The sequence below is a fragment of the Streptomyces sp. NBC_01515 genome (assembly GCF_045040345.1).
In the GTDB taxonomy this organism is placed as follows: Bacteria; Actinomycetota; Actinomycetes; order Streptomycetales; family Streptomycetaceae; genus Streptomyces.
The window spans coordinates 624,854-639,988 of record NZ_CP109416.1; the positions used below are offsets into that span (position 1 = coordinate 624,854).

Consider the following 15,135-nt stretch of genomic DNA (forward strand, 5'->3'; position numbering starts at 1 on the left):
CCGGCGAAGATCCTCGGCCGCACGTCGTGCAGAGCCCGACACCCGACGCCGTGACGGCCCCCGCCCCAACTCGCCCAGTCACTCGGCGAGTTCGGAGTCCCGCTCGTCGGCCGGTGCCGTGGACGAGTGCTCGCGCCGATCGTCGTGCTGGGCGAGGGTGGAGAGCAGCGCCTCGACGGTCATGCCGGCCTCGGCCGGATGCCGGAGGATCGTTCCCGGCTGGATGCGGTAGGCGTTGGTCCGCCCCTCCCGCGTGTGCGTGAGATAACCGTCCTGCTCCAGATCGGCGATGATCTTCTGTACGGCTCTTTCCGTGAGCCTGCATCGCACGGCGATGTCACGGATTCGGGTGCGGTGATCCTCGGCGATCGCGGCCAGCACTCGCGCGTGACTGGTGAGGAACGTCCATCCGGCGTGTGTCTCGGGTACTCCGTCCATGCCCTCCAGCATAGGCCCCGTCTTTCACGTATCCCGAGACACGAAACAGATTTCGTGTATATCTTGACGCGCTAAATGCTGCGGGTGAGACTTGACCGGGCAGAAAACAGGGCGGATGCCTCGGGAGCGGCTGCCATGCAAGAACACGAACGTAGCGCTCCTCTCAGGAGCGGGGTCCGGACGATATGCGCGGTGTCCCCCGTTTCCACGGTGGATTCCCCGTCCTCCGCGGCGGATCCCCCGTCGGTCTCCGCCTCCCTGAAGATCGTGACGCGGCCGGCCGGTACCCGGACGGTCGTCGTGGTCTCCGGGGAGATCGACATCGACACGGAACAAGCGGTGCGGCGCGCCCTGGGGCCGGCACTCGCCCGGTCGTCCGGAGGGCTGGACCTCGACCTGGCCGGAGTCGGTTTCTGCGACTGCGCCGGGCTCAACGTCCTGCTGTCCGTCCGCAGGCTCGCCCTGGCGGACGGCAAGACGCTCGGCGTCCGGGCCGCCAGCGCCGCTGTCGCGAGGCTGTTCGCGCTCACCGACACGTCGTCGCTGTTCAGCCACACGACAGGGCACAAGGGCGCCGGTGGGGTGGTCACCCCCTGGCGCGAACATTCCCCCACGACGCACGACCTGATGGAGGAGAACGACGTGTCCGACGAGGCCGAGGAGCTGCGCGTCGAGGTCGGGCAGCTCAAGCGCGCGATGCTGACCCGGCCGGTCATCGACCTGGCCCGCGGAGTCCTCATGGCCTCCTTCGGTCTCAGCCGCGAGGACTCGTGGAGCGTCCTGGTCGACGTCTCCCAGCGCTCGAACACCAAACTCCATCAACTGGCCGAGGAACTCGTCGACTCGGTCAACGGAGCACCACTGCCCGAGGACGTACAACAGCGCATCTCGACGGCGGTCACCGAGATCTCACGCCCGGCGTAGGCCGGCGCGGCGCGGACGACCGCCACCTGCCGACGCGTGCCGGTCGACGTCCGCTACCTGCCGACGGGGGTCCGCTCCGGCACCGGCGCGATACGCAGGGCGACCGCCCCCGCGGCTTCGGTGTCGTCGCTGCGCCGCGCCATCTCCGTCCACCAGGCCCCGCCGTCCTCGATGTACCGCAACATCACTCCCTCGCGGATGCCCCAGGGGCAGACGGTGACGGTCTTGATGCCGGTGAGCTTCATGACCGTGTGCCCGACCACGGCTCCGGCCAGGCTCTGCGCGGCCCGCGGTGCCGAGACACCGGGCAGCAGGGCCCGGTCGGGGGCGGCGAGGGCGGCCAGCCGGTCGAGGCCCACGCGCAGGTCCGCCCGCGCCAACCGCCGTTCCACAAAGGGACCTTGACGTCCGGGAGCGGCACCGCAGAGCCGGGCCAGCTGTTGAAAGGTGCGGGACGTCACGACGGTGGTGCGGGGCCCTTCCCAGCGGATCCGTGCGGCCACGTCCCGCAGTTGGTGCCGTACCTCGCGGCGCAGCGCCTTCACCGCGCGCTCGGGCGGCGGGTCCTGGCCGTAGAGGAAGTCGCGGGTCAGCCGGCCCGCGCCGAGCGGCAGGGACGCGACGAAGTCGGGCAACCGGCCGCGCCCGAAGGCGGCTTCGAAGGATCCGCCGCCGATGTCGAAGAGCGCGAGCGGTCCGGCGCGCCAGCCCATCCAGCGGCGGGCGCCGAGGAAGGTCAGCTCGCCCTCGACCTCTCCCGGGAGCGTGCAGAGCCGTACGCCGGTCTCGGTGCGGACCGTGCGGAGCACGTCGACTCGGTTCGGCGCGCCCCGAACCACCGCTGTGGCAAAGGCGAGTGGGCCTGCCGCGCCCCAGCTCCGGGCGGTTTCCGCGGCGGCCGACACCGCCTTCACGAGGTGGCGTACGGAGTCCTCGGGGATCTCCCCGTACGGCTGGCCGACGCGCTCGGAGAGCCGTAGCTTCCACTTGGCCGTGTGAACGGGCAGTGGTACGCCGTCCTCCAGGTCCGCCACCACGAGCCGAACCGTGTTCGACCCCACGTCCACCACACTCATTCGCATGAACCGGTGAGTACCCAAAGGTCGAACCATCAGTCGTCCTGATTGATCCGCGCTTCGAGGCGTTGGTCACTCAGCCGCGCGAAGCGGCCACGCGCGGTGGCCGGCCAGTGCGCCCGGTCCCGGTGTCACATCCGCGAGCCGGGCGGTGTCTTCATGTCGAACCGCCACCCAGGCACACGTACGACACATACAAGGAGAAAACCATGACGCCTCGCGTTCCCAGGGCCGAACTTCCCGCCGAGCTCCGCGAGACCATGATCCAGCAGCTCGGGACCGTGCCCGAGCCCGTCGAGGTGCTGTGGAACCAGCCCCAACTCGCCGAGGCCAACCAGGAGTTCGCGGCGAAGGTGGGCACCTGGGACGCAGCCGACCAGAGCCTCAAGACGTTCGCGCACATGGCCGTCGCGGCCCAGGTCGGCTGCAGCTGGTGCCTCGACGTCAACTACTTCCAAGCGCTGAACCAGAACCTCGACCTGGCCAAGGCGAGCCAGGTGCCACGCTGGCGGCGGTCGGAGGTGTTCACACCGCTGGAGCGGGATGTGCTCGCGTACGCGGAGGCCATGACGAACACACCGCCGACCGTCACCGACGAGCTGTCGAAGAGCCTGCTCGACCGGCTCGGCCCGGCCGCGCTCGTCGAACTCACCGTGTTCATCGGCTTCGCCAACATGGCGGCCAGGTGCAACACCGCGCACGGGATCACCTCGCAGGGCTACTCGGACTCGTGCGAGATTCCGCTGGCCTCCCGGACGGGGCACGCCGGCGCCGACGTAGCGTCGACGGCATGACCACCGACGAGACGACCGAGGACCCCTTCGTCGCCCATCGCGGCCTCCTGTTCACGGTCGCCTACGAGATGCTCGGGTCGGCGGCCGACGCGGAGGACGTGCTGCAGGAGTCCTGGCTGCGGTGGGCCGACGTCGACCGGTCACAGGTGCGGGACCCGCGGTCGTACCTGCTCCGGCTGGTCACCCGGCAGGCGCTCAACCAGCTGCGCACGGTGTCGCGCCGCCGCGAGGAGTATGTCGGCGAGTGGCTGCCGGAACCCCTGCTGACCAGTCCCGATGTCGCCGAGGACGTCGAACTCGCGGAGAACGTCTCGATCGCGATGCTGACCGTGCTGGAGACGCTCGGGCCCACCGAGCGGGCGGTGTTCGTGCTGCGCGAGGTCTTCGAGATGCCGTACGGCGAGATCGCCGAGGTCATCGGGAAGTCCGCGGCCACGGTGCGGCAGGTCGCGCGGCGGGCCCGGGACCATGTGGCGGCCCGGCGGCCGCGGGTCCGGGTGAGCCGGTCGGAGCAACAGGCCGTGGTGGAACGATTCTTGCGCGCCCTGCGCACCGGGCAGTTGCAGGAGCTGATGGAGGTGATGGCACCGGACGTGGTGCTGGTGACCGATGGTGGCGGTGTGGTCCCCGCCGCGCTCGCCCCGATCCACGGCGTCGGGCTGGTGGCGCCGATCCTCGCCCGCGCGCACGAGTTGGTGGCCGCGCTCGACACCACGGTCGTGTGGCTCAACGGCGAACCGGCGGGCCGGATCGAGTTCGACGGCGAACCGTCCGCGATCAGTGTCGTGGTGGAGGACGGCCGGGTCACCCGTATCTACGTGGTGCGCAATCCGCGGAAACTGACGCAGCTGGACGAGCCGACCGAACTCGTCAGGTGAGTCTGCCGCCGTTCCGAACTTCCCTCCGCACAGGGTGAGTTGAGGCGCCCGGGCACTACGCTCGTCTCGACTGTACGCATCCTGTGCGAAGCCGGAAACAGCCGCGGCGGGCGGGGAACCGTCCCGTGACCGAGCGCATCGGTACTGGCATGGGGTCGGCCGCACGGCAGGCCGTGGAGGGGGCGACGTCGTGGCGTGTGCCGGAGCACTGCGGGTCAGCGGGGTGGCGGCGCTCTGCGGGGCCCTGGTGGTGGGCTGCACAGGGGGTGGCGGAGGTTCCAAGTCACCGCCGACGACGTCGCCCGGGACGTCCCGGAGCAGTACCGCCGACCCGCGGCCCACGGCGTCGGCCACCCCCGGGACGGATCCGAGCAGGGAACCGAAGACCGCGGCGCAGGCTCGGGCCCTGATCCAACAGGTCATCTCCGGCCCGGAGTTGTTCGGGACCGGGGTGGTGCGGGCGACGCCGTACGAGAGTGAACCCGGGCAGTGGGCGGTGTTGGGCGACGACTGCCTGTGGCGGCTGCGCCCGTTACCCGGCGACGCGTTGGCCACGCTGACCCGGCACTTCGAGGTGCCCGCCTCCGGCGCGAAGGGGGCCGTACGGCTGTCCGCGACGGTCACGGTGCATCGCACGGCGTTGGACGCGTCGTGGGAACAGGCTCGGATGCTGGAGGAGGACCTCGACTGCACCGAACAGACCCAGCGGCCGGGTGAACGCCTCACGGGGCTCCAGTCGTTGTCGTTCGCGCGCGGCGAGGGCGGCAACACCAGCGGCGACGATCTGCTGCTGGAGACGGGACAGTGCGTCAGCGACACGCGCGGGGGCCCGTACCCGTACTGGTGGCAACAGGCCGTGCTGGGCCCGGTGGTGAGCGGTACGTCCGTGTGCGGCGGGCGCGGTCGCAGCGAGGAGGAGCTCAACTCCCTTGTGGCGGAGGTGCTTCCGAGGATGCTGCTGAGGGTGGAGCAGGAGATCGGACGCTCCGGCGGGTCGGCGTCCGGTGAGCCGAGTCCATCCGGGTCGGGCACGAAGGGCGGGTCGTGATGGAGCGGCTGCTTCCCTCCGATCCGTCGCGGCTCGGCGGATACCGGCTGTTGGGGCGTCTGGGTGCGGGCGGCATGGGTGTGGTCTACCTGGCGCGGGGTGGAGCCGGTGAGCTTGCCGCGGTGAAGGTGATCCAGCCCGAGTTCGCCCAACAGGCGGAGTTCCGGGCGCGGTTCCGGCGTGAGGCGGATTCCGCGCGCGGGGTGGACAGTCCGTGGGTGGTGCCGGTGCTGGGCGCGGACACGGAGGGCCAGGCGCCGTGGCTGGCGACCTCGTTCGTGCCGGGGCCGTCGCTGGCCGAGGCGGTGGCGGAGTGCGGGCCGCTGCCGGCGCGGGTGGTGCGGGTGCTGGGCAAGGTGTTGGCGCGGGCGCTGGACGCCGTGCATCGGGCGGGGTTGGTGCACCGGGACGTCAAGCCGGGCAATGTGCTGCTCGCGCTGGACGGGCCCCGGCTGATCGACTTCGGGATCGCCCGGCCCACGGCGGCCGAGGAGACGGAGCTGACCTCGGACAGCATGGTCGTGGGCACGCCCGGGTTCCTCTCCCCGGAGCAGGCGCGGGCGCTGCCGGTGGGGCCGGCGAGCGATGTGTTCTCGCTGGGCTGCGTGCTGGCGTACACGGTGACCGGGCGGCTGCCGTTCGGGAGCGGCGCGGCGGACGCGCTGCTGTACCGGACCGTGCACGACACGCCGGATCTGGACGGCGTCGAGGACGTCGAGCTGCGGGACCTGTTGGAGCGCTGCCTCGCCAAGGAGCCCGAGCGGCGGCCCCGACTCGCCGAGGTGGACGCGGAGTTGGTGGAGGACGCGCCGACCGGTTCGATCGGCTGGCTGCCGGACCCGGTGGTCCGGATGGTCGCCGACCGGTCGGCGGAGATGCTGGCGCTGCCCGGTATCGAGCCGACCGAGATCTCCGGCGAGTCCGAGTCCCAACGGCCGGGCCGACGCCAGGTGTTGGCCCTGACGACAGGCGCGTCGGCGCTGCTCGCGGCCGGTGGCGGCGCGGCGCTGTGGGCGGTACTGCGGGACAACGACGGGAAGACACCGGCGAGTTCGGCCGCGCGTCGCGCATGGGTCATCGGTGTCCAGGCCGACTTGACCGGCCCGCTGAAGGCGGCGGGGACGGCACAGGAGCGGGCCGCGCGGCTGGCCGTGGAGCAGTTCAACGCACGTGAGGACAAGCCGTTCCCGCTCACGCTGCGCGTGCTGGACGACCGGGGCGAGCCGGCCCGGGCCCAGGCCGTGGCCCGCCGACTGACGCGCGACCGCGACGTGTTCGCCGTTCTCGGCCCCACCGGTTACGCCTCGGCGCAGAGTGCCGTGGAGGTGTACGAGAGTGCCGGGCTGCCCTTGGTGACCGTGTCCGAACTCTCGGTCTCCGCCGTCCAGTCGGCCCTGCTGGCCAAGCCGCGAAGATACTTCCGGGCCGCTCCGCTGGCCGCGTACTCCGCGTTCGCCACCGTCACCGCGCTGACCGCGCAGGGGTCCCGCCACCCGGGGCTGCTGGTCGATCGCGCGGGCGGGATCACCGGCATGGAGTCCGTCAACGTCGTCCACAGCGCGACCGGCGCGGGCGGGGTGGCCCTGTACGCGCGGGTCGTCCCCGCCCTCGCGCCCGACGTGTCGACCGTCGTCGCCGACATGCTCGCCCACGGCGTCGACAGCTTCTACTACACCGGCACCCCCGAACGTGCCGCCCCGCTCGCCCGCGCCCTGGCCGCACGGGACTTCACCGGCCCGCGCTTCCTGGACATTCCGTCGGCCACACCCGCCTTCGTCTCGGCGGCGGGCCCGGCGGGCGAGGGCTGGCAGGTCCTGGCTCCGTACATCGACCCGGCCGCCGCGGCCGTACGACCGTTCGCCACCGCCTACCGCAAGCGGTTCGGCAGTACGCCGGGCGACTGGGCGGCGGAGGCGTACGACGTGACGCGCCTGCTGGCCGACCGGCTCACCGCTCTCGCCGGGAGCGCCAAGAAGCGCCCCAGCCGCACCCAGGTCGCCGACGCGCTCGCCAAGGCCAGGTTCAAGGGGCTGGTCACCACGTACGCGTTCGACGCCGACCAGCAGCTCGTCACCCGGCAGGTGCAGCACTACCAGGTCAAGGGCGGGCGCTTCGTCTACGACGGCCCGGTGGGACTGTCCGCTTCCTGACACACGGCACGGGAGCAGTGGGATGCAGGCATTGCGGGCCGGGGACCCGGAGAACCTGGGTGGGCACCGGCTGCTCGCCCGGCTCGGCGTGGGCGGCATGGGCGTGGTCTACCTGGCCCGTACCGCCGACGGGACACCGGTCGCGCTGAAGGTGATCCGCGCCGAGTACGCATCCGACCCCGCCTTCCGCGCCCGCTTCCGGCGCGAGGTGCGGCTGGCCACCGGGCTCACCGGCCGCTGGGTGGTCGCGGTGACGGCCGCGGACACCGAGGCGCGTGAACCATGGCTGGCCACCGCGTTCGTCCCCGGTCCGTCGCTGGCCGAGGCGGTGGACGGCCTCGGGCCGCTCCCGGCGGACACGGTCGCCACGCTCGGGGCCCAACTGGCGCAGGCGCTGGGCGAGTTGCACGCCGTGGGCCTGGTGCACCGGGACGTCAAACCCGGCAACATCCTCCTCGTGCCCGACGGCCCCCGGCTCATCGACTTCGGCATCGCCAAGGGCGTCGGCACGACCGCGCTCACCGCTCCCGACGCGGTCGTCGGCACCCCCGGCTACCTCTCCCCCGAGCAGACCCGGACCCGGGGCGGCGAGGTCGGTCCGGGCAGCGACCTGTTCTCCCTCGGCTGCGTGCTGGCGCACGCGGCGACCGGCCGGCGCCCGTTCGGCACCGGCGAGGCACCCGCGGTCCTGTACCGCACGGTGCACGAACCCCCCGATCCCACCGGCCTGGCCCAACTCCCGCCGCCGCTGCGGACGGTGATCGACGCCTGCCTCGCCAAGGACCCCGCGCTACGGCCGACGGCCGCGGCGGTGCACTCCGCACTTACGGGCGAGAAGCACCCGGACGACGGCCCGTCACCGGCGCCCGAGTGGCTGCCGCCCGCTGTCCTGAGACTGGTCGCCGAGCGCTCGGCCCGCGCCCTCGACCCGCCACCCCGCACGGAGGGACCGTCCGCACCCGAGCCGCTCAACACGCCTACGGCGCAAGGCTTTTCACGCCGCCGCGTCCTGACGATCGGCGGCTCGGCAGCCGCCGTACTCGCCGCGTCCGCCACCGGCGCGGCAGTCCTCCTCGCCCGGGGACACACGCCGACGAGCGGTTCACGCGACGACGTACCCACGCACACTCTCGCCCTCCACGCGGACCTGACGGGCGCTCAGAAAGCAATGGGCACAGCGCAGATGCGGGGAGCGGTCCTCGCGGTCGCCGCCCACAACGCCCGCAAGAACGTCACCTACCGCCTCGTCCTCTCCTCTTTCGACGACGGAGGCGACGCGACCCGAGCACGGGCGACGGCCCACCGCGTGCTCGCCCGGGCGACGGTCGTCGCGGTCATCGGCCCCAGTACAACAGCGGGTGCCCGCGCCGCCGCCCCGCTCTACGCGGCGGCGTCCATGCCGGTGGTCCTGGTGTCGGCCGCCGACGACGCGGCCGGACTGTCCGCCACGACCCTGCGCACCCTGTGCGTGACGAGGGCGTCCGACAGCTCACGGACCCTGCCGATCCTCTTCTACCTGACGAGGACCCGCCCCAGCCGGCGCACTGCGATCGTCCAGGACGGCGCGGCGGGCGAGGCGGCTGTCGACATCAGCCGGAACCTGGTCGAGACACCGCCCGACGGCGGCACCGTCACCGTCCACCAAGTGGCGCCCGCTACCAGCGACTTCGGCCCGGCCGTCGCCCGGGCACTGGCCACACATCCGCAAGCGGTGGTCTACGGCGGCACGTCACCGCGCCGTGCGGCGGCCTGCGCCCGGGCCTTGGCCGCGGCCCGGTTCGCGGGGGCGGTGACCGGCTTCGAGCCCGTCATGCGCGCCGACTTCCTCGCGGCGGCGGGGCAGGCGGCCGAGGGGTGGGTCTTCGAAGCGCCGTACACCGAAGCGCGGTCGGCCGGCACCCCGGCCGCGAAGGCGTTCACCGCGGCCTTTCGGGCGCGTTTCGGCGGGCCGCCCGGCCGCTGGTCCGCCGAGGCGTACGACGCCGTCGGTCTCGTCGCCCGAGCCCTGGACGCGCTCGGGACCACCACCGCGATCGAGCCCGCACAGGTCGCCGAGCGTCTCTTCCACACCGCGTACGACGGGGTGGCCAAGCCGATCCGCTTCGTCCCGGGCACGACTCACGCGCTGGATCCGGAGAACACCGGGTTCCTGTACCAGGTCAGGGACGGTGCGTTCCGTTTCCTGGGCCGCTACGACCAAGTGAGCGCGGGCCGGCCGTGACGCGAGGCGGCCGGCCGGGGTCTCACCCGTGGCCAACCCCCTTGACTCTCAGGTCACTTGAGAATCCATAGTGATGGGTGTGAACGAACGGGAGCTCTACTCCATCGGGGACGTCGCCCGCCGCACGGGCCTGAGCGTGAGTGCGATCAGGTTCTACGCCGACGAAGGCGTCCTCGCGCCCACCGGTCTCACCGAGGGCGGCTTCCGGCGGTACGACGTGCACGCCATCGCCCGGCTCGAACTCGTGCGCACCCTGCGGGACTTGGGCGCCGGCCTCGACGACATCCGCCGGGTGCTGGCCGAGGAGACCAGCCTGCACGACCTCGCCGTCACGCATCTGCGGCTGGTGGAAGACCAGTTGAGGCAGTTCCGGGCGCGCCGTGCCGTACTCCGGACCATCACGCGGCAGCACACCACAGCGGAACAGGTCAGCCTGATGCACAAGCTCGTGTCGATGTCCGACGACGACCGTGACCAACTCGTCGACCAGTTCTGGGACTTCGTGACCGACGGCCTGGACGTCCATCCCAGTTATGTGGAGCGGCTGCACAGTCTGCGGCCACACCTGCCCGAGGAACCGTCCACGAGCAGTTGGAAGCCTGGATCGAACTCGCTGAGTTCGTGCGGGACGCGGAGTCCCGCACGGCGCTGCGGGCTTTCTTCCACCGCACTTTCGGTACCGGGCAGGGCAAGTTGATGGCATCACCGGAGATGACGGCCCGTGTCGAGAAGCACCGGAAGCTACTTCTGGAGGCGCGGGCCTCCCAGCAGGCCGGGGTGCCTGCGGATTCACCGCAGGCCCGGGACCTCGCCGAGCGGGTCGCCGCCGATTCGGCCGAGTTGGTCGCCGCGATGAGAGGGGAGCACGACGTCGATGTCGCCAAGTCCCGGCGCGACATCGTCGAGTTCGACCGGAACGGCAAGCCGCCGCAGTGGCAGCCCAAGGCGACCGGCCTCAAGCTGCTGACCCAGTACCGCTCCCTGGTGGCGACGATCAACGGCACGGCCAGGCCGGACCCGACCTCGGACCGGGTCCGGGCTGCGGTCGTCCGGGAGTGGATGGGTGCCGCCCTGCGCCAGGCTCCTTGACCCGCAAGGGCCCCCGCACTCGCCCTAGTTGGCGTCCTTCGCCGCGGCCACCGTCCGCAGATACGCGCCGAGGCGGGCGATGGCCGACGGGTTGCGGGGGCTTTCGACGAGGTCGACGTAGTCGAGGACGAAGATGCGGTGGTGCTTGACGGCGGAGACATTGCGGAGTGGGCCGTAGGAGAGGAGGAACTTCTTCTTCTGTTCGGCGGTCACGTCGCCGTAGTCGCAGATGACGATGACGTCGGGGTCGCGCTGGACGACGGTCTCCCAACCGACCGTGGTCCAGGAGTCGTTGACGTCGTGCATGACGTTGGTGCCGCCGGCCTCGCTGATGATCTGGTCGGGGGCGGCGTAGCGGCCGGAGGTGAACGGGGAGTCCTGGCCGCTGTCGTAGAGGAAGACGGTGGGGCTCTTCGCCGGGGCCTTGCTGTGTACGGCCGCGACTTGCTTCTTGAAGTCGGCGATCAGGGTGGCCGCGCGCTTCTCTACGCCGAAGAGTTCTCCGAGGTTGGTGAGGTCGGTGTAGAGGGCGTCGAGGGGCGGCATGATGCCGCGCGAGGTGTCGGTGCGGCCGTTGTGGCAGGACTCGGTGAGGACGTACGAGGGGATGCCGAGCTTCTTCAGGGCGTCGGGGGTGAAGCCGCTGTCCTCGCGGAAGCCGTAGTTCCAGCCGGCGAAGACGAGGTCGGCGCGGGCGTCGAGGACGTTCTCCCTGGTGAGTTGGTCCTTGGACAGCCACTTCACCTCCTTGTAGCCGTCCTTCCAGGGGACGTCCGTCAGGTCACCCTTGTCGTCGGGCATCGCGAACCCGGCCATGCGGTTCTCCAGGCCGAGGGCGAACATCAGCTCGGTGATGCCGACGTCGTTGGTGACGACCCGCTTGGGGACCGTCTTGTACGTCACCTTCTGGCCGCAGTTGGTGAGGGTGACGGCGGAGGACATGGCCTTCTGCGGCGTGGGCTCGACCGTGGCACCGCAACCGGCTGTGGTGGTCGCGGCAAGGCAGAGGGCGGCGGCAAGTAGCTTGCGCATGCGGGTTGTTGTCCTTACGAGGTGGGCGGGAGCAGGTCGAACAGGAGCTGGACGGCGCCGGTCTCCGGGTGCCGTACGGGATGTGCGCGGACCCCGAACACCTCGGCGAGCAGGGCGGGTTGGAGTACCTCGTGCGGTGCGCCGGAGGCGACGATCCGGCCGTCCGCGATCACGTACAGCACGTCGCAGTGGGCGGCGGCGAGGTTGAGGTCGTGCAGGGCCGCCAGCACGGTCAGGCCGCTGTCGCGGACCAGGGACAGCACGTCCAACTGGTGGGCGATGTCGAGGTGGTTGGTGGGTTCGTCGAGGACCAGGACGCGGGGCCGTTGGGCGAGGGCACGGGCGATCAGGACGCGTTGCCTCTCGCCGCCGGACAGGGCGAGGAAGCCGCGGTCGGCGAGGTGGGTGACGCCGGTGCGCTCCATGGCTCCGGCGCAGATCCCCCGGTCCGAGGCGGCGGTTCGGTCCCGGTGGGGCAGCCGCCCCATGGCGACCACTTCGGCGACGGTGAAGTCGAACTCGGCCGACGACTCCTGCGGCAGCACGGCCACCTTCCGGGCGGCGGCACGTGGTTCCATGGCGTGTACGTCGTCGCCGTCGAGCCGGACCACACCGCATGCCGGTCGCAGCGCCCGGTACACGCACCTCAACAGAGTTGATTTTCCGCTGCCGTTGGGGCCGACGAGCCCGACGAAGGCTCCGCTGTCCACGACGAGCCGGATGTCCTCCACGAGCCGTACCGCGCCCGCGTCGACCGACAGGCCCTCGATGTCGAGCCTCATCAACGCCCCCCGAAGGCATAGCCGCCGCGCCGCATCAGCAGCAGGAACGCGGGCACTCCGACGACCGCGGTGATCACGCCGACCGGCAGTTCGGCGGGCGCCAGCAGTAGCCGGGACAGGACGTCCGCCCACACCAGGAGCACCGCTCCGGCGAGCGGGGCGACCGCGAGGACCTTGCGGTGATCGGCGCCGACGAGCATCCGTACGAGGTGCGGCACCATCAGCCCGACGAAGCCGATGGCTCCGCTGACCGCGACCACGGTCCCGGTGACGGCGGCGGTCACGAGGAACAACTCCCGGCGCAGCCGGGCGGGTTGGACGCCGAGCGCGGCGGAGGTCTCGTCCCCCATCGCGAGCGCGTTGAGCGACTCCGCCCGCCACCGCAGCCACGCCCACCCGGCCGCCACGGTGACGGCGGCCACCGGCACCTGCGCCCAGGTCGCCCCGCCCAGGCTCCCCAGCAGCCACATCATCGCCGAGCGGGCCGCCTCGCCCCGGGCCGCGCCGAACACCATCACGGTGGTGACGGCCTCGAAGCCGTACGCCAGCGCAGTCCCCGTCAGGATCAGCCGCAGCGGTGTGAGACCGTGCGGCGAGCGGGCCACGGCGTAGACCAGGACCATGGCCGCGAGTGCCGAGGCGAACGCCGACACCGACAGCGCCCACACCCCCAGCCCCGCGAACGCGCCCAGCAGGATGACGGCGTTGGCGCCGACCGCCGCGCCGGAGGAGATGCCGAGCACGAACGGATCGGCGAGCGCGTTGCGGACCATCGCCTGCACGGCCACGCCGACGGCGGAGAGTCCGGCCCCGACGACGGCCGCGAGGACGACCCGTGGCAACCGGATCTCCCAGACGATGGTGTAGGCGGCCACGTCTCCGGCGTGCACGGTCCCGCCGGTGACCCCGGCCCACAGGAACCGGAACAGGTCCGCCGTGCCGATTCCGGCCGCGCCGAGACCGACGCCGCACACGAGGGAGACGCAGAGCAGGAGCAACAGCCCGATGAGCAGGAAGGGTTGGGGTATTCGGCGAGGGTCACGCCCTGGACTCTGGCCACGGCCGGAGCCGGTTGTCGGACGTCGGAGCACGGTCGGCGGTCCTTCACCTGGGGCCGCCTGGTGAGCCTCGATCGAGGAGACAGCCCGGACGACCGTGCCGGCCGCTCGGCCCCCTCTCGCAGTCCACGGCGAGCAGTCAACGGGTCGCGCCACCCACGGGCGATCGGACTCGCGCGACGACCGGGGGTCGCCACGCACACCGTTGCGGGTCAGCGCCGGACTCTCACCGGACTTCCCCCGCGGGAGGCCTGGGGAGCGTAACAAACGACGCGGACCGGTCCGACGGCGCCCGAACCACACCATCTCAATAGTCTGTTTGAACTGATCTATACGGGAGTTCTCCCAGTTCCTCGGCGCGGTCCCCTACCTCGGCGCCCCCTGGCGACCGGCGTGCCCCGCTTGTTCGTCATCGAGGCCGAGTACGTGCTGTCCCTCGCGCACGCCGAGATGGCGTGGATCGACTCGGTCATCGATGACATCCGCACGGGCACGCCGACTTGGCCGACCGGTAAGGCAGACGGCTGAGAGAAACGGGACGCCTGAGGCTCACCGCTCCGCATGACGGACCGCTCTTCGGGATCTACCCGGGCGGAGTTCTCGGCGTGCGGGTCCTCGCCGATGTCTACGGGCTCGATGCGTCCGACCGCGGCAAGCTCGCGGACGAGGACCGACGCACCGCGTCCTCCATGCTCAACTCGGGCCGCCACGCCCCGACATGACGTGGGCCAGACCCCGCCCCGGCTCCGGACAGGTCGCGCGCAGGGCGTCCAGCTTCTCCGCGTCCGTCGTCCCGACCACCGCCGTGTACGTGACGATCCTGAGGTCGGTGCCCGCGGCCATCACGACGTCCAGGTCGAGGTCGATGTTCCCGACCCGGGGGTGCTCGACGGTCTTGCGGTCGCCGACGTTGGTGCGGGCGGTGCCGTTGGACCAGAGGCGGGCGAAGCGTGGGCTGTCGTGCAGCATGCGGTCGACGAAGGTGGCGAGCCGCGCGTCGTGGGGATGGGCGGCCGCCGTCATCCGCAGGTCGGCGACGAGGTCCTCCTCCTCTGCCTCCTCGCCCGCCCAGGACCGCACCGGCCAGGCCGCGATCGGTTCCCGCCGTCGTCCACCGCTGGACCGGAACATGCCTGCGACGAGGTTGAGTTCGCTCCAGCCGTACGTACGGGGGTCGCCGACCATCTCGGACCACATCGCGTTCCAGCTGATGAGGGTCCAGTCGGCGGCGAACACCGCCGTGGGGTTGCCCGCCAGCTGGCCCACCAGGCGGTACACCCTCGCGGGGACGTGCCGGGACACGTTCCCGGCCGAGGGCGGCGCGAGGTGGGCGCAGCGGAACAGGTGGTCGCGCTCGGACGGTTCGAGCCGTAGCGCCCTGGCCAGTGCGGTGACGACCTGGGCCGAGGGGTTCCGGGCGCGGCCCTGTTCCAGCCGGATCACGTAGTCGACCGACAGGCCGGCCAGCCGGGCCAGTTCCTCCCGGCGCAGCCCGGGTATGCGCCGGTCCCCGCCCACCTCCAGCCCGCTGTCCCGCGGTGACACCCGCTCGCGCCACCCCCGCAGAGCGATGCCGAAGTGGTTCGTCGTAGCCATGAACCACATTGTCGTTCAACTGGTGTGCGGCACAGGGACGTTCACCTGC

At 71.6% G+C, this 15,135-nt stretch carries 15 protein-coding genes and 1 riboswitch; of the genes, 9 read left to right on the forward strand and 6 right to left on the reverse strand.

Features of this window, described 5'->3' with window-relative positions; translation table 11 throughout:
- Positions 1-78: 78 nt before the first annotated feature.
- Complete coding sequence (locus OG407_RS02455; protein WP_365304714.1) at positions 79-438, reverse strand: helix-turn-helix domain-containing protein; 360 nt, start codon at positions 436-438, stop codon at positions 79-81.
- 192 nt (positions 439-630) lie between these two features.
- Between OG407_RS02455 and OG407_RS02460 the strand changes: the two genes are divergently transcribed.
- Positions 631-1,362, forward strand: coding sequence for an STAS domain-containing protein (locus OG407_RS02460; RefSeq protein WP_405854524.1), 732 nt, complete (start codon positions 631-633; stop codon positions 1,360-1,362).
- A 53-nt stretch (positions 1,363-1,415) separates the two neighbouring features.
- Here OG407_RS02460 and OG407_RS02465 read toward each other — a convergent pair whose 3' ends face one another.
- Positions 1,416-2,444 carry a Ppx/GppA family phosphatase gene (locus OG407_RS02465; protein ID WP_405854526.1) on the reverse strand — a complete coding sequence of 343 codons (1,029 nt, stop codon included), beginning with the start codon at positions 2,442-2,444 and terminating at the stop codon, positions 1,416-1,418.
- A gap of 203 nt (positions 2,445-2,647) precedes the next feature.
- On the opposite strand from OG407_RS02465, the gene OG407_RS02470 reads away from it, so the two are divergent.
- The 7 genes from OG407_RS02470 (at position 2,648) to OG407_RS02500 (ending at position 10,618) form a co-directional block, all read left to right on the forward strand.
- A complete protein-coding gene (locus OG407_RS02470) occupies positions 2,648-3,232 on the forward strand; it encodes a carboxymuconolactone decarboxylase family protein (protein WP_405854528.1) in 585 nt (194 codons plus the stop codon).
- Positions 3,229-4,110, forward strand: a complete 882-nt coding sequence (locus tag OG407_RS02475; protein ID WP_405854530.1) for an RNA polymerase sigma-70 factor — start codon at positions 3,229-3,231, stop codon at positions 4,108-4,110. The genes OG407_RS02470 and OG407_RS02475 overlap by 4 nt, the downstream gene beginning before the upstream one ends.
- A 190-nt stretch (positions 4,111-4,300) precedes the next feature.
- Positions 4,301-5,158 carry a hypothetical protein gene (locus tag OG407_RS02480; protein ID WP_405854532.1) on the forward strand — a complete coding sequence of 286 codons (858 nt, stop codon included), beginning with the start codon at positions 4,301-4,303 and terminating at the stop codon, positions 5,156-5,158.
- Entirely contained in the window at positions 5,158-7,308 is a 2,151-nt protein-coding gene (locus tag OG407_RS02485) for a bifunctional serine/threonine-protein kinase/ABC transporter substrate-binding protein (protein WP_405854534.1), read from the forward strand. The genes OG407_RS02480 and OG407_RS02485 overlap by 1 nt, the downstream gene beginning before the upstream one ends.
- 22 nt (positions 7,309-7,330) lie before the next feature.
- A complete protein-coding gene (locus tag OG407_RS02490) occupies positions 7,331-9,529 on the forward strand; it encodes a bifunctional serine/threonine-protein kinase/ABC transporter substrate-binding protein (protein ID WP_405854536.1) in 2,199 nt (732 codons plus the stop codon).
- 79 nt (positions 9,530-9,608) lie between these two features.
- Positions 9,609-10,226 (forward strand): MerR family transcriptional regulator, encoded by a 618-nt coding sequence (locus tag OG407_RS02495; protein ID WP_405854538.1) that lies wholly within the window; start codon positions 9,609-9,611, stop codon positions 10,224-10,226.
- Complete coding sequence (locus OG407_RS02500) at positions 10,226-10,618, forward strand: hypothetical protein (RefSeq protein WP_405854540.1); 393 nt, start codon at positions 10,226-10,228, stop codon at positions 10,616-10,618. The genes OG407_RS02495 and OG407_RS02500 overlap by 1 nt, the downstream gene beginning before the upstream one ends.
- A gap of 24 nt (positions 10,619-10,642) precedes the next feature.
- On the opposite strand, the gene OG407_RS02505 is transcribed toward OG407_RS02500, so the two are convergent.
- From OG407_RS02505 to OG407_RS02515, 3 genes are read right to left on the reverse strand one after another with little or no spacing between them, the layout of a single operon-like run.
- Positions 10,643-11,650 carry an ABC transporter substrate-binding protein gene (locus OG407_RS02505; protein ID WP_405854542.1) on the reverse strand — a complete coding sequence of 336 codons (1,008 nt, stop codon included), beginning with the start codon at positions 11,648-11,650 and terminating at the stop codon, positions 10,643-10,645.
- A 14-nt stretch (positions 11,651-11,664) separates the two neighbouring features.
- Positions 11,665-12,432, reverse strand: a complete 768-nt coding sequence (locus tag OG407_RS02510; RefSeq protein ID WP_405854544.1) for an ABC transporter ATP-binding protein — start codon at positions 12,430-12,432, stop codon at positions 11,665-11,667.
- Positions 12,432-13,460 carry a FecCD family ABC transporter permease gene (locus tag OG407_RS02515; RefSeq protein WP_405868251.1) on the reverse strand — a complete coding sequence of 343 codons (1,029 nt, stop codon included), beginning with the start codon at positions 13,458-13,460 and terminating at the stop codon, positions 12,432-12,434. The genes OG407_RS02510 and OG407_RS02515 overlap by 1 nt, the downstream gene beginning before the upstream one ends.
- 190 nt (positions 13,461-13,650) lie before the next feature.
- Positions 13,651-13,731: riboswitch (cobalamin riboswitch) on the reverse strand.
- A 152-nt stretch (positions 13,732-13,883) separates the two neighbouring features.
- Between OG407_RS02515 and OG407_RS02520 the strand changes: the two genes are divergently transcribed.
- Positions 13,884-14,018, forward strand: a complete 135-nt coding sequence (locus OG407_RS02520) for a hypothetical protein (RefSeq protein WP_405854546.1) — start codon at positions 13,884-13,886, stop codon at positions 14,016-14,018.
- 165 nt (positions 14,019-14,183) lie between these two features.
- Here the strand turns inward: OG407_RS02520 and OG407_RS02525 are convergent, their stop codons facing one another.
- Positions 14,184-15,086 carry a helix-turn-helix transcriptional regulator gene (locus tag OG407_RS02525; RefSeq protein ID WP_405854548.1) on the reverse strand — a complete coding sequence of 301 codons (903 nt, stop codon included), beginning with the start codon at positions 15,084-15,086 and terminating at the stop codon, positions 14,184-14,186.
- Positions 15,087-15,135: the final 49 nt, after the last annotated feature.

Bases quoted from the DNA above. Each gene is read 5' to 3' on its own strand.
- OG407_RS02485 (WP_405854534.1), top strand. From the start codon at position 5,158: ATGGAGCGGCTGCTTCCCTCCGATCCGTCGCGGCTCGGCGGATACCGG.
- OG407_RS02500 (WP_405854540.1), top strand. From the start codon at position 10,226: ATGGCATCACCGGAGATGACGGCCCGTGTCGAGAAGCACCGGAAGCTA.
- OG407_RS02455 (WP_365304714.1), bottom strand. From the start codon at position 438: ATGGACGGAGTACCCGAGACACACGCCGGATGGACGTTCCTCACCAGT.
- OG407_RS02475 (WP_405854530.1), top strand. From the start codon at position 3,229: ATGACCACCGACGAGACGACCGAGGACCCCTTCGTCGCCCATCGCGGC.
- OG407_RS02470 (WP_405854528.1), top strand. From the start codon at position 2,648: ATGACGCCTCGCGTTCCCAGGGCCGAACTTCCCGCCGAGCTCCGCGAG.
- OG407_RS02465 (WP_405854526.1), bottom strand. From the start codon at position 2,444: ATGCGAATGAGTGTGGTGGACGTGGGGTCGAACACGGTTCGGCTCGTG.
- OG407_RS02490 (WP_405854536.1), top strand. From the start codon at position 7,331: ATGCAGGCATTGCGGGCCGGGGACCCGGAGAACCTGGGTGGGCACCGG.
- OG407_RS02510 (WP_405854544.1), bottom strand. From the start codon at position 12,432: ATGAGGCTCGACATCGAGGGCCTGTCGGTCGACGCGGGCGCGGTACGG.
- OG407_RS02525 (WP_405854548.1), bottom strand. From the start codon at position 15,086: ATGGCTACGACGAACCACTTCGGCATCGCTCTGCGGGGGTGGCGCGAG.
- OG407_RS02505 (WP_405854542.1), bottom strand. From the start codon at position 11,650: ATGCGCAAGCTACTTGCCGCCGCCCTCTGCCTTGCCGCGACCACCACA.